Here is a 14,262-nt window from a genome sequence, read left to right as displayed (position 1 = left end):
CGTGGGTTCGAATCCCACTCTCTCCGCCAATTACACGGAGAATTACTCAAGTGGCTAAAGAGGCTCCCCTGCTAAGGGAGTAGGCTGGATAAAACCGGTGCGAGAGTTCGAATCTCTTGTTCTCCGCCAAAAGCATCTAACTTATGTTAGATGCTTTTTTGTTTATAATATTTATTAAAGTTAAATTCCAAATTTTCCATAATAAATAATTGTAAACGTACAATTAAAATGATATACTTTTATTTGTTATTAGAGTACAAGCTTGAGGGAGGGTTTATAATGGAAAAAAAATATGTAGTTGGTGTAGATTTAGGTGGAACTAAAATTTATACTGCATTAGTAGATTTAGAGGGAAATATAATAAAAGAAAAAACAGTACCAACATTAGTTAATGAAGGTGAAGAAGCTGTATTAGGAAGAATTCTAGACACTATTAATTACGTTATAGATGGAACAGATAAAAATTTAATTAAATCAATTGGAATCGGTTCCCCTGGACCTTTAGATGTTAAAAATGGAATAATTATAGAAAATTCAAATTTACCATTTAAAAATTTTGCAATAGTTAAAACTATAAGAGAAAAATTTGAATTACCAACACACTTAGATAATGATGCAAATGTAGCGACTTTAGGTGAGTTTATGTTTGGTGCAGGAAAAGGAACTGAAAATATGGTATTTATTACAGCTAGTACTGGAATAGGTGCTGGAGCTGTATTAAATGGTAGATTATTTAGAGGTGCTACAGGAAATGCATTAGAGGTTGGACATATGACTGTATCAACAGAAGGTCCTAGATGTGGTTGTGGTAATATAGGATGTGCAGAAGCGTTTGGTTCAGGAACAGCTATTGGGAAAAGAGCAAAGGAAGCTGTAGCAACAAACGTAAAAACTTCATTAAAGAATTATGAAGATGTAACAGCTAAGGAAGTATTTATTGAAGCTGCAAATGGTGATAAAGTAGCTAAAGATATATTAAACTATTCATTAAATTACCTTGGAATAGCTGTAGCTAACACTATAACAAACTTTGATCCAGAAAAAGTTGTTATTGGTGGTGGAGTAGTTAATGGTGGAGAAATAGTACTTGAAACTATAAAAAATGTAGTTGAAGAAAGATGCTTAAATGCATTTGTAGAAAGCTGTTCAATTGAAAAAGCCGTATTAGGTGGAAAAGCAGGAGTATTAGGTGCTGCCGCTTTAGCCATAACTGAAAGATAAAATATAATATAGGAATTTAATAAATATAAAACAGTATATATGAGTGAAACTCATATATACTGTTTTTCTATATAAAATTTATTTTTATATAATGCAATAATATTATTATAATAAAGCACTAAAAAATAAAGAGCGATTATATATACGTAATAGTTAGAAAAATCTTCAAAATGATAGTATCATTAATATGAGGAGGGTTTAGAATGATTTATGGGGATAAAATATATTTAAGAGAATTAATAAAAGAAGATATTGATGTAGTATATAACTTATGTTCAGATGGTGATGTATTAAAGTATAATGGTGGAAAAAGTGGAATAGTATCAAAAGAATATATTAAAGACCATCTTAAATATTTTAATATTTCCTCAAAAAAGAATTATGTAATTATAAATAAAGAAGGAAATGTAGTAGGAATAATAGCATATTCTCAAGATAAGTATGCAGAAGGAGTATATTCCATAGGTATAACTATAGGTAAAAAGTATTGGAATAGGGGATATGGAAAAGATTCAATAAATACACTTCTAAAATACTTATTTTTTAAAAAAAGAGCCCACAAGATTGAATTAGAAGTTGTAAAGGAAAATATCCAGGCCATAAAGTGTTATAAAAAATTTGGATTTATTGAAGAAGGAATAAGAAGAAAAAAGTACTATTATAAAGATACTTATTTAGATACAGTTTTAATGGGATTACTTAAAGAAGAATTTAAAGCTTAAGGAGTTTTTTATGGGAATTAGATTTATATTCGGAAGAGCAGGGGATGGAAAAAGCCATTATTGCTTAGAGCAAATAAATAAAAAATTAAATAATCAAGATAAGAATAAACTTATACTTTTAGTTCCGGATCAATATACTTTTCAAACTGAAAAGAAGTTATTAGAAGCTATAGGGGAAAAAGCATTGCTTAGAGCAGAGGTTTTAAGTTTTAAAAGAATGGCAACTAGAGTTTTCGATAGTTGTGGTGGAAGAGCTATTAATGTTATAGAAGATTCAGGAAAAAATATGCTTATTTATAAATTATTAAAGGATAAGGGAGAAGAATTACAATACTTTAGTAAGATAAGCAAAAAGCAAGGTTTTGTAGGAACAGTTTCTAAATCAATAACAGAATTTAAAAAATATAATATTTCCGAGGAAATATTAAGGGAAAAAGAATTACAAATAGATAAAGATGAATTAAAGGAAAAAATAAGTGATTTATTAAATATATATGAAAGCTTTAATGGGGCTTTACATAAAGAATATATAGATTCAGAAGATATATTAACGATATTAGCAAATAAATTAAGAGAATGTACATTATATAATGGTGCAGAAGTTTGGGTTGATGAATTTACTACTTTTACCCCTCAACAAATAGAGGTATTAAAGGTATTAGCAAAGCAATGTAAAAATATAAATATTACATTATGTAGCGATGGAGAAGATTCATCTAAAGGTGGAGAAGCTGATATATTCAGTGTAATAACTAGCACTGAAAATAAAATTATAAAGATGATGCAGGAGAACAATATAAGTTATAAGGAACCTGTATATTTAAATAATAAGAATATATATAGATTTAAGGAAAGCAATGAGCTAGAGCACCTAGAAAAATACTTTTTTAATTATCCATTTAAAATATATAAGGGAAAAAATAAAGATGTAAGGTTATATAAGGCTAATAATAATTACAACGAAATAGAGTGGGTTGCTCAAGATATATTAAGACTTGTTAGAGATAAGGGATATAGATATAAAGATATTGCTGTAGTGTGCAGAGAAATTGATAGTTACGATAAAATAACTTCAGTAATATTTAATGAATATAATATTCCATATTTCTTAGATAAAAAAAGAGATATATTAAGTAATCCTTTAGTAGTTTTAATAATATCAGCATTAGAAATATTAATAAGTAATTGGTCCTATGAAAGTGTATTTAAATATGTAAAAAGTGGACTTATAACATTAGAATCACAGTTTATAGATAAACTAGAGAATTATATTTTAGCTAATGGAATTAAAGGATATAAATGGACTAAAAACTTATTAGAAGAAGATGAGAGAGAGTTTACTCAAGAGGAAATTGAAATAGCTGAATATATGGAGGAAATAAGAAGGCCAATAATTAAGCTATATAATAAAATAAAAGGAAATACAACTGTAATAAAATACTGTACGGCCTTATATGAGTTTTTATTAGAAATAAATGCTTTTGAAACTATGGATTCTTGGCTTGAGGAATTTAATAGATTAGGAATGCAGGATAAAATAAAGGAATATACACAAGTACCTAGTATAGTAATGGATATGCTAGATCAAGCCGTGAAGGTTTTAGGTGATGAGGAAGTTGATTTAAAGACCTTTTCTAAGCTTTTAGTATCAGGCTTTGAAGAAAAAGAAATAGGTGTTATTCCTATGTCTTTAGATCAGGTGAACATCGGCGATATAGCAAGGATAAAAGGCAGAGATGTAAAAGCGTTATATGTAGTGGGAGCTAATGATGGTGTGTTACCTTCAGCTAATAAGGATGAAGGGATACTATCAGATGAAGATAGAATAGAGCTTAAAAATTTAGGAATCGAATTAGCCTCTGATACAAGAAGTAGAATATTTGAAGAACAGTTTATGGTTTATACAGCACTAACTATACCTTCAAATTATTTAATGATAACTTATCCTATGGCAGACTTTGAAGGAAAATCCTTAAGACCATCAATAATTATACCTAGACTTAAAAAGATATTACCTAATATGCAAGAAGAAAGTGAAATATATTATAATCACATAAAAGAGTGTGATTTATATTATGATAAATATCATAATATTACAGCACCGATTCCAACCTTTAATGAACTTATAGAAGCATTAAGAAGAAAATATGAAAAGGAAGAAATAGAAGAGCATTGGAAAGAAGCTTTTAAGTGGTTTGAAGAAAGTGAAGAATTTAAAGATAGAACTAATGTTGTATTTAATGGATTAAATTATACAAATTTAGTTGAGAGAATTCCAAGAGAAAAAATAAAAGAGCTTTATAGTAATGAAAATGGAAGACTTATGTTTAGTGTTTCTAGAATTGAAAAGTATGCACAATGTCCTTTCGGATATTATGTTCAATATGGATTAAAGGCTAAAGATAGAAAAGTGTATGAGTTTTCAGCACCAGATTTAGGATCTTTTATGCACGAGATATTAGATCAATTTACAAATAAAATAAAAAAGGAAAATATTCATTGGAGTGAATTAACTAAAGATAGATGCAGTGAAATCGTAAATGAGTTAGTTAATAATAAACTTAGAAATGAAACAAATTCTATATTAAATAGTAATAAAAAATATCAATACTTCTCAGAAAGATTTAAGAAAACTATAACAAAATCAGTTACTGTAATATCAGAGCAAATGAGAAGAGGAGAATTTGATGTATTTAAAAATGAATTTGATTTTGGTGATTTTAAGGATTCTGATCCAATAAAATTAGAATTACCATCCAATGAAACAGTTTATTTAAAAGGTAGAGTAGATAGAATCGATAAAGTAGAATTAGATGGAGAAACGTATATAAGAATAGTTGATTATAAGTCGGGTTCAAAAAGCTTTGATTTAAATGAGTTATATTATGGACTTCAAATTCAATTATTAGTTTATTTAGATGCAATACTTAAAAGTTCAGATAAAATTTTAAAGACAGAGTGTATGCCAGGAGCAATTTTATACTTTAAAATTGATAATCCAATAATTCAATCGAAGAAAGCACTAAGTGAAGAAGAAATTCAGACAGAAGTTTTAAAGAAACTTAAAATGGATGGATTATTGTTAAAGGATGCTAAAGTAGTTAAGGCTATGGATAATGAAATGGAAACTATTCACTTATAGTACCAGCAGCTTTTAAAAAGGATGGAGATTTTACAAGCACTAGTGCTGTTGTGACTAAAGAACAGTTTGATATATTAAGAAAATATGTTAATGATAAAATGATAGAAATTTGTGAAGAAATGCTTAGCGGAGATATTAAAATAGAGCCATGTAAATCTTCAAAAGTAACTTACTGTGATTATTGTGATTACTCATCAATATGCCAATTTGATACATCCTTAAAAGATAATAAATATAAAATTATTCTAAAAAAGAAAAAAGACGATTTATGGAAGTCTATGGTTGATAAAGTAAAAGAGGAGGAAGGAGAGTAAAATGGGAGAGACAAAATGGACTAATGAACAAGCACAAGCAATAAAAACTAGAAATTGTAATTTACTTGTTGCTGCCGCTGCAGGATCAGGTAAAACTGCAGTACTAGTAGAAAGAATAATAAAAATAATAACTAATGAAGAAAACCCTGTAGATATAGATAAACTCTTAGTTGTAACTTTTACTAGTGCAGCAGCTGCAGAAATGAGAGAAAGAATAGCAGCAGCTATATCTAAAGAACTAGAAAAAAGCCCAAACTCTAAAAATCTTCAAAGGCAGCTTACTTTATTAAGTAGAGCGAATATTACTACTATGCATTCTTTTTGTTTAGAGGTAATTAAAAATTATTTTTATACTATAGACTTAGATCCAAGTTTTAGAATTGGTGATGAAACTGAAGCTACTTTAATGAAAAATGAAATAATTGAAGAGTTATTTGATGAATATTACGAAGAGGAAAATGAAGATTTCAAGGATTTACTAGAAGCGTATAGCGGTTCTAAAGATGATGAAAAATTAAAAGAAATGATACTTTCGCTTCATAGGTTTTCTATGAGTGGACCATGGCCAGAAAAATGGTTAATTGAAAAGGCAGAAGCTTTTAATATTAATACACTTGAAGAATTAGATAAAACAGAGTGGGTTAAGGTATTAAAAGATAGTTTAAGAGTAGAAATTAGAGGCTTTTTAAATATGTATAAAAAAGCCCTTGAAATAATTGAATATACAGATGGTTTAAGTCCTTATTTAGAAGCTTTTAATAGTGATTATGGTTATTTATATAATGCATATGAGAGTTTAAATGAAGATTTAACTAGTGTTTATAATGCACTAAATGCTATAACTTTTATTACGCTAAAGCGTCTTAAAAAAAGTGAGGTTTTAGATGAAAATGCCCAAGAAACAGTTAAAGCTATAAGAGAGGGTGTAAAGAAAAAGGTAAAATCTTTAATTGAAAGTAGTTTTGAATTTACACCAGGAGAAGCTTTAGATGGAATAAAAGAAGTTTATCCTTTTATGAAAACTTTAGCTAATATAACAGTAGAATTTGCAAAAAGGTTTGATGAAAAGAAGAGAGAAAAAAATATCTTAGATTTTAATGATTTAGAGCATTTGTGTTTAAAGATATTAATAGATAGAGATGAAGAAAACAATATAATTCCTTCAAATGTTGCAGAGCATTTTAGAAATTATTTTGATGAAGTATTAGTAGATGAATATCAGGATTCTAATGATGTACAAGAAACTATAATAAACTTAGTTTCAAGAAGACTTGGTGACAATCCTAATGTATTTATGGTTGGAGATATGAAGCAAAGTATTTATAGATTTAGGCAGGCAAAACCAAAATTATTTAAGGATAAGTATGATAGCTATTCTGAAGAGGATGAAAGTAAAGATAGAAAGATTTTATTATATAAAAACTTTAGAAGTAGACAGGAAGTTATTGATGGAGCTAACTATATATTTAAGATGGTTATGTCAGAGGTTGTAGGTGAGCTTGAATATACAGATAAAGAAGCATTGAATCTTGGAGCAAGTTTTGAAATACCAAAAGATGAAAAACAAGTGGTTGGTGGTGAAATAGAACTTCATATAATAGATAAATCAGGTTTAGTAAAAGAAGAAAATAATGATTTTAATGAAGATGATAGTGAGCAAGCTAAAGAAGACGAAGAGGATATTGATGGAATAACTCTTGAAGCTAAAGTTGTTGCAAAAAGAATTAAGGAGTTGTTTGAAGAAAGGGATGGCAAAAAATTTCAAGTATTTGATAAAGATACTAAAGAGTATAGGGATGTTAAGTTTAAGGATATAGTAATTCTTTTAAGAGCAACTAAAAATTGGGCTGAAATATTCTTAGACGAACTAGGTTCAGAAGGAATACCTGTATATGCAGACACAGGTAGTGGATATTTTGAATCCATTGAAATTAGAACTATAATGTCATTACTTAAAGTTATAGATAACCCACTTCAAGATGTACCAATGATAGCAACTTTAAGATCTCCAATAGTAGGATTTTCTGCAGAAGAATTAAGTGATTTAAGATTATTAAATAAGGACTTATATTTTTATGAAGTAATTAAATGTGTTTATGATAATGAATTTGAGGTTAGTGATGAGTTAAGGTTTAAATGTGTTAATTTTATAGATAACTTATCAAAATGGAGGGATAGAGCAATCTATACTCCAATAGATGAATTTATATGGTATTTATATATGGATACAGGATTTTATGGATATGTTGGAGCAATGCCTAATGGTAAGCTAAGGCAAGCAAATTTAAAAATATTGTTCCAGAGGGCAAAGCAATATGAAAGCACTAGCTTTAAAGGATTATTTAATTTTATAAACTTTATAAATAAATTAAGAAAATCATCTGGTGATATGGGAAGTGCAAAGGTATTAGGAGAAAATGAAGATGTAGTTAGAATTATGAGTATTCATAAGAGTAAAGGGCTTGAATTTCCTATAGTTTTTACTAGTGGTACTGGAAAGCAGTTTAATTTAATGGATTTAACAAATTCAATACTATATCACGAAGAATTAGGATTTGGACCTAATTATGTTAACCTAGAAACTAGAAATTCATATTCAACATTACCTAAGGAAGCTATAAAGAAAAAAATAAGGTTAGAAACTTTATCTGAAGAAATGAGAATTCTTTATGTTGCATTTACTAGAGCTAAAGAAAAACTAATAATAACTGGTGCAAGTAGCAATTTAGAAAAGGATATAAAAAAATGGGTGTCAGCAGCTTCTTTAGATGAAAACATAGTATTACCTTCTGAAGTGTTAAAGGGTAAATCATATTTAGATTGGATTGCAATGGCTATGTGTAAACATAGAGATGGAGAAAAGCTTAGAGAGATTGTGGATAATTATCAGGGAACGAATAAAGATGAGTTATCCACATGGGGTATTAAATTCTGGACAAAAGATTTATTAACAGTGGATAAAATTTTAGAGGCTGTGGATAAAAATGAAGAAGAGGATCTGTTTAAAAACTCTAAAGATATTGTTGTAGGTAAAGAAATAAAAAGAAGGTTAGATTATAAGTATAAATTTATAGAAGGTGCTATGTTACCAAGTAATATTTCAGTTTCTGACTTAAAGAAAAAAGATTTTACTTATGGTGATGATATACCGGGGATAGTAGAAGTTTTTAAAGAAAAAGAAATTATAAAACCTAGATTTTTAAAAGAGGAAAAAGGATTAAGTGCCGCCGAAAGAGGAACAATAATGCATTATGTTATGCAAAGAATAAATTATGATAGAGTTAATTCTATTAATGAAATTAAAAATCAAATTGAAGAGATGGTTTTAGATAATTCATTAACTGAAAAAGAGGCTAATTCTATATGGCATAAGCAAATTTTAAATTTCTTTAGAAGTGATTTAGGAAAAAGATTATTAAAAGCATATAAAGAAGGTAGAATGGTTAGTAGAGAATTACCTTTCTTTACTGAATTAAGTAGTACAGAATATGATAAAAGTTTAGATGAAAAAATTTATAAGAATGAAAAGATTAGGCTGCAAGGTATCATTGATTGTTTCTTTGAAGAAGAGGATGGAATTGTACTTTTAGATTATAAAACTGATTATGTTGAGGAAGGTCAAGAAGAGAAGATAATCGAAAGATATAAATCTCAACTAAAATACTATAAAGATGCTTTAGAAAAAATAACAGGTAAAGTTGTAAAGGAAACATATCTTTACTTATTTAAACTAGATAAAGAAGTTTCAATATAATTTAAAATATATTTTAAAAGCCGGCTTTGCCGGCTTTATTTATTATTAATTTTATTAAATTAGGATTATTAAAGTATAATTTAATGTTAGATAAAGTTTTTTGCAATTTCTAATAATTGTTCCTTTGTATTTAATGAGCTATTATCTAATACGCTATTTAATAAAAAGGTTAATATTTCTCCAATAATTTTACCAGGCTTTAAGTTTAATTCTTTAATTAAATCAGCACCGGTTATGTTTAAATCTTTAATAAAAAGAGGTTCATTGTTTTCAAGAATAGATTTTACTCTAGCATTCATATAATCCACTTTTTTTAAAAAAGGAACCGGGTCCCAAAGAGAATTAATATCTGCTCTTTGAAGATCGAACAGTGTAAAGATATTATCAACTCCAACACGAAGTAATAACCTTTTAATTTCACCATCAGTAGGCATATAATCAACATTTAAAACTAAATGGTCATAAATTATAGCTGAGACTTTATTTATAGTATTATTATCAAATTTTAATCTAGCTAATATAGGTTTACTAATTATTGCTCCTTCTTTAGCATGACCAGGGAAGTAACAATGGCCATTAGGTAATTCTTTAAGTGTATTAAGTTTACCAACATCATGAAATAATGCTGATAATCTAAGAATTAAATCATTATGAGTATTACTAATAACATTTAATGTATGATTAAATACATCCCTATTATGATTATTACAACGAGGGGTATAGTTAACTAAAGCATTAATTTCAGGTAAAATAATCTCTAATATACCAATATCTTTAAGCATATTTAAACCGCTACATGGTGAATCTGACATAAGAATTTTACAAAGTTCATCTCTAACTCTTTCAATACTTATATTTTTAATTAATTTATAGTTATCTTTTATTGCAATATATGTTGATTCTTCAATTTCAAAGCCTAGTTGACAACTAAAGCGAATAGCACGAAGCATTCTTAAAGCATCTTCTTGAAATCTTTTAGAAGGTTCTCCAACAGCACGAATTATTTTATTTTTTATATCATCTAACCCATTAAAGTAATCAATAAGACCTTCTCTATCATAAAATGCTAAGGCATTCATAGTAAAATCTCGTCTAGATAAGTCTTCTTTTATATCAGATACAAAGTTTACAAATTCAGGACGACGATTATCTAAATATTGTCCTTCAGTTCTATAAGTTGTAACCTCTAAATTTTCATTATCTATCACAACAGTAACAGTTCCATGTTGTATTCCAGTTGGGATAGTTTTGTTAAATAAATTTTCAGTTATGTTAGGAGTGGCAGATGTAGTTACATCATAATCTTTAGGTTCTTTTCCTAATATACAGTCCCTGACACATCCACCAACCATAAAAGCTTCATAATTATTTTTATAAAAAGTATCTATTATAAATTTAACATTCTTAGGTGTATTAATAAGCATATAAAATCATCCTCTAAATAATAATTTTAGTTATTAATATATTTTATCATAATAAAAAAAGAAAAAGTTAAAAGTTAAAGGACAAATCCACTAACTTTTAACTTTTTCTTTAACTTATTATTACCTTAGTACCATCTTCGATATTATCATAAATCCATTTTGCATCTTCTGTTTCTAATCTTACACAACCATGAGATGCAGGAGTTCCAAGGGTATAGTCTAATATTTCACTTTGGCTTTCATCATAAGGAAGTGAGTGAAATAAATAGTCTCCTAAAAATTGAACCCAGTACTTTCCACCCTGACCATAGGAATCAGAGAAAAACCAATCACCACGATTAAGCACTGTAAATACTCCTGTAGGTGTATCTTCACCATCAATTCCAGTTGAACAAGAAAAATCTTTTACCAAATTCCAGTTGTTGGCGTAACCTTCATAGACATAAGTAATTTGTTCAGCTAAATTAACATATATTAAATTGGAAGTTAAACTTTCAATATTTAAAGTATTAATATTTTGAGATGAAATAGATTGTAGCATTGAAGAAGTTGCTTGATCATCTTCAGAAGCTAAATCAGAGGAATTAACAGCCAATAGATATTCATCTCTAGCATCAGAAATTGAGCTAATTTTATTTGCTATATCTTCATCATCTGCACTTATAATAGTGCTATTAGCATTGCTTAATAACTCTATTGCTTTAGTATAATAATCTTCTTTAATTAAATTATCTGCTTCAGTAAATAATTGTTCTTTATAATTTTCAGCACATTCTGATATATTGGTTTGAGCTGTATTATAATACTCAGATGAAGAAGGAATTTTATTAAATAGTTCTATAGCTTTAACAAAATTATTATTATTTTTACTTTCTATTCCAAGTTCTAATAAAGTATTATAATCATTTTCTGAGGAAGCTGTATAATTATCATCTAAAGAAACTATTAATTTATCTAAAGATTCATTTAATAATCCGTAAGTTTTAATTTCATTAAGTATGGTTAATGCATCTTCTTTACTAATTGTATTTGTTAAGAGATTATTACAAAGTTTACTTACTGCTGATGAAAAATATGTTGTTAAATCTTTATTTAAAGTTTTTTGTTTAATTTTTAAATAAAAGTTATCTGAATTAATAATATTTTTAGCTTCGGTAAAGTTTAATTTATTAAATTCAGAGTAGAAACTATCTCGTATTGCTATGTACTTAGAATTTGTATAATAAGTAATGGTAAATCCAATTATAATAATTAGAGAAATTATAGTAATTATTTTAAAAACATTAGATTTAGATTTTCTAAATAAATTATTCAAACTAATACCTCCTAAATAGTTATATCTTAATAATTGACTAATTATAGGAATTTTAAACATATTTATTTTTATTTAACAAAAAATACATGAGATAATTTGGTATAGTGTGATATACTTATATAGTGAAAATTGATGATAATTAATTGAAAATTAAATATAAAGTCAAAGTCAAATTTAAATTTAATGGAGGATATATGAATAAAAGAACTAGTATAATTAATATATTTACTTTTAGTATGAGGCCTAAAAAATATATTTATTTGATAAAAGAAAAATTATCAAAGGCATTTATTTATGTTTTATTACTTTCAGTAATACTGGGAATTATTCAAGGGTGTATGAGTACCTATGTAATTTCTAATGTAGAAAAAACTGTAGAAATTTTTCTAAAGCAAGATGAATTAAAATTTGAAATGAAAGATGGAATATTAAATTTTCCAGCATCACCAATAAAGGAAGAGGAAGGACAAACATTACTATATATAGATACTACTAAGTCTTTAGATGATTTAGATTCTATTAGAAATATAACTGTTCATAAGGAAGAGGTAACAGTTATATTAAAAGATGGGGTAATGACTAAATTTAATTCCGAGCAAAGCACATTTAAATATTCAGATTATGGATTAGATAAGATTAATATAAATAATGATATAGTTATAACTGCTTTAAATAAAATATATATTATAAAATACTTTATAATACCATTTGTAATTATAGTTAAATTTATACAATTATTAATGTGGGCATTAATGATATCTTTAGTTGGAGTAGTTAATAATTTAATTAGTCCTAAAAGGATAAAATATAAAAAAATATTTGCTCTTTCAATATATGCTATTACATTACCAGCACTAATAAATTTAATATATCCAATAGGTGCTTTATCGGTTCTTATCGGAGGATTTACTTTAATGTTTGGTATAAATTACATTAATTATTATGATAATAAAGATATCCAATAAATTTTTATTGTTGATAAATTATAATTTATATGATAAGATAAGAGTGTTAATACTCTGGAGCGTTAGTTAAACGGATATAACACGCCGCTACGGACGGCGCATTAAGGGTTCGATTCCTTTACGCTCTGCCATCAAAAGAACTGCTAATTAGTTAGCAGTTCTTTTTTTTATTTATAAAATTAAGTTTACTTGGAAAACTAAAAATATAAGGTATAATGAAAAGTTTTTTCATAATAAAGAGGTAAAATTATATGATTGATGTATTAATAAATTCATTAGATGAACATAATGAAGCTAATATTCTTGCAACTAAAGAGTTAAATCCAAGTAAAGTATATTATATTAGAAGCAAAGATGATTTCGACAAAATGAAAGTTGTAACAGAGTATTATAAAAATAATTTATCCACTATAGAAATAAAAGAGTTCATAGTAGATGAAGGTGATAATAGACAACTAGAAGAAATAATTAATGAAGTTAAAAATAAAAATATTATTGTAAATTTAACTGGTGGAAAAAGAATTAATTCATTGATTTTATTAGATTTATGTATAAAAAATAAGATTACTGCAATATACATCAATATTAAGAAAAAAGTTATGTATGAATTTAAAGATGGGGTAAATTTAACAGATAAAAGCTTTGAGGATTTAGATATAGAAGATATAGTTAAAGCTGCTGGGGGAAAGATTGTAGAAGATTCATCAGAACTTTGCAATAAAAAAGATTTGATATATTTTTCAGAGCAAATATCAAAAAATTTATCTTTATGGCATGAACATAAGCAAAAATTATATGAAGCAAGTATATTTGAGCATGATAGTAATGAACCACAAAAAATATATATTCATAAAGAAAATTTATCTGAAAAAGAAATTAATTTATTAAATATAATACTTAATAAATTATATGAAATGAATGAGATTACATATAAAGAAGAAGCTAATAAAGTTATTGTTAATTTTAATAATAATTATTTAAAGGCATTTATATTTAAAAGTGGAACATGGCTCGAAATTGAGACAAATAAGTTGGTTAATAAAGTAGATGAGATAGATGAATCCAAAAATGGCGTTATGTTTTTATGGAATGAAAAAAATAATTCTGTTAGAAATGAAGTAGATGTAGTAGCAGTAAAAGATTCAGTTCCAATATTTATTTCTTGTAAGGATAGTGATAAATATAATGAAATGGCTCTTAATGAGTTAAATGTTTATGCAAATAAAATAGGTGGCCCTAATGCATATAAAATATTAGTTGCAACAAAGGAGCCATTAAAACTTCCAGTACGAACAAGAGCAAAAGAAATGGGAATACATTTAATTATATTTGATGGAGACGAGAATAAATTTATTAAAGAGTTTAAAAATATAATTAAAAAGGATTAAATAAAGTATATAAAAAT

At 26.8% G+C, this 14,262-nt stretch carries 7 protein-coding genes, 2 tRNA genes and 1 pseudogene; 8 read left to right on the top strand and 2 right to left on the bottom strand.

The annotated features are described in order from the left end of the window. The first annotated feature begins 36 nt into the window (after positions 1-36). The 5 genes and pseudogenes from HMPREF0216_RS04910 (at position 37) to addA (ending at position 9,153) form a co-directional block, all read left to right on the top strand. Positions 37-129, top strand: a tRNA-Ser gene (locus HMPREF0216_RS04910). Between the two features lie 150 nt (positions 130-279). After that, positions 280-1,221 carry an ROK family protein gene (locus tag HMPREF0216_RS04905; protein ID WP_040418914.1) on the top strand — a complete coding sequence of 314 codons (942 nt, stop codon included), beginning with the start codon at positions 280-282 and terminating at the stop codon, positions 1,219-1,221. A 203-nt stretch (positions 1,222-1,424) separates the two neighbouring features. After that, complete coding sequence (locus HMPREF0216_RS04900; protein ID WP_005211877.1) at positions 1,425-1,943, top strand: GNAT family N-acetyltransferase; 519 nt, start codon at positions 1,425-1,427, stop codon at positions 1,941-1,943. 10 nt (positions 1,944-1,953) lie between these two features. Beyond that, positions 1,954-5,399: pseudogene (gene addB, locus HMPREF0216_RS04895) on the top strand (helicase-exonuclease AddAB subunit AddB). A 1-nt stretch (position 5,400) separates the two neighbouring features. Beyond that, the gene (gene addA / locus HMPREF0216_RS04890; RefSeq protein ID WP_005211873.1) at positions 5,401-9,153 is read left to right on the top strand and encodes a helicase-exonuclease AddAB subunit AddA; all 3,753 of its coding nucleotides are present in this window, start codon (positions 5,401-5,403) and stop codon (positions 9,151-9,153) included. An 86-nt stretch (positions 9,154-9,239) separates the two neighbouring features. Here addA and HMPREF0216_RS04885 read toward each other — a convergent pair whose 3' ends face one another. Both HMPREF0216_RS04885 and HMPREF0216_RS04880 read right to left on the bottom strand, forming a co-directional pair. Beyond that, complete coding sequence (locus HMPREF0216_RS04885) at positions 9,240-10,577, bottom strand: CCA tRNA nucleotidyltransferase (protein ID WP_005211872.1); 1,338 nt, start codon at positions 10,575-10,577, stop codon at positions 9,240-9,242. A gap of 109 nt (positions 10,578-10,686) precedes the next feature. Then, complete coding sequence (locus HMPREF0216_RS04880; protein ID WP_051040663.1) at positions 10,687-11,892, bottom strand: L,D-transpeptidase; 1,206 nt, start codon at positions 11,890-11,892, stop codon at positions 10,687-10,689. A 194-nt stretch (positions 11,893-12,086) separates the two neighbouring features. Here HMPREF0216_RS04880 and HMPREF0216_RS04875 point away from each other — a divergent pair, with 194 nt between their 5' ends. From HMPREF0216_RS04875 to HMPREF0216_RS04865, 3 genes are all read left to right on the top strand, one after another. Continuing rightward, positions 12,087-12,857: a DUF1189 family protein gene (locus HMPREF0216_RS04875; protein WP_040418911.1), complete on the top strand. Its 771-nt coding sequence runs from the start codon at positions 12,087-12,089 to the stop codon at positions 12,855-12,857. A gap of 56 nt (positions 12,858-12,913) precedes the next feature. After that, positions 12,914-12,988: transfer RNA gene (locus tag HMPREF0216_RS04870), tRNA-Arg, on the top strand. 120 nt (positions 12,989-13,108) lie between these two features. Further along, complete coding sequence (locus HMPREF0216_RS04865; protein WP_005211869.1) at positions 13,109-14,245, top strand: Card1-like endonuclease domain-containing protein; 1,137 nt, start codon at positions 13,109-13,111, stop codon at positions 14,243-14,245. The last annotated feature ends 17 nt before the right edge of the window (positions 14,246-14,262 follow it).

The organism is Clostridium celatum DSM 1785, assembly GCF_000320405.1.
Taxonomy (GTDB): Bacteria; Bacillota; Clostridia; order Clostridiales; family Clostridiaceae; genus Clostridium; species Clostridium celatum.
Note: the sequence above shows the minus strand (reverse complement) of the source record. Positions and strands in the feature narration are given on the sequence as shown.

Coding starts and splice junctions, on each gene's coding strand:
- HMPREF0216_RS04875 (WP_040418911.1), top strand. CDS start 12,087: ATGAATAAAAGAACTAGTATAATTAATATATTTACTTTTAGTATGAGG.
- addA (WP_005211873.1), top strand. CDS start 5,401: ATGGGAGAGACAAAATGGACTAATGAACAAGCACAAGCAATAAAAACT.
- HMPREF0216_RS04865 (WP_005211869.1), top strand. CDS start 13,109: ATGATTGATGTATTAATAAATTCATTAGATGAACATAATGAAGCTAAT.
- HMPREF0216_RS04905 (WP_040418914.1), top strand. CDS start 280: ATGGAAAAAAAATATGTAGTTGGTGTAGATTTAGGTGGAACTAAAATT.
- HMPREF0216_RS04900 (WP_005211877.1), top strand. CDS start 1,425: ATGATTTATGGGGATAAAATATATTTAAGAGAATTAATAAAAGAAGAT.
- HMPREF0216_RS04885 (WP_005211872.1), bottom strand. CDS start 10,577: ATGCTTATTAATACACCTAAGAATGTTAAATTTATAATAGATACTTTT.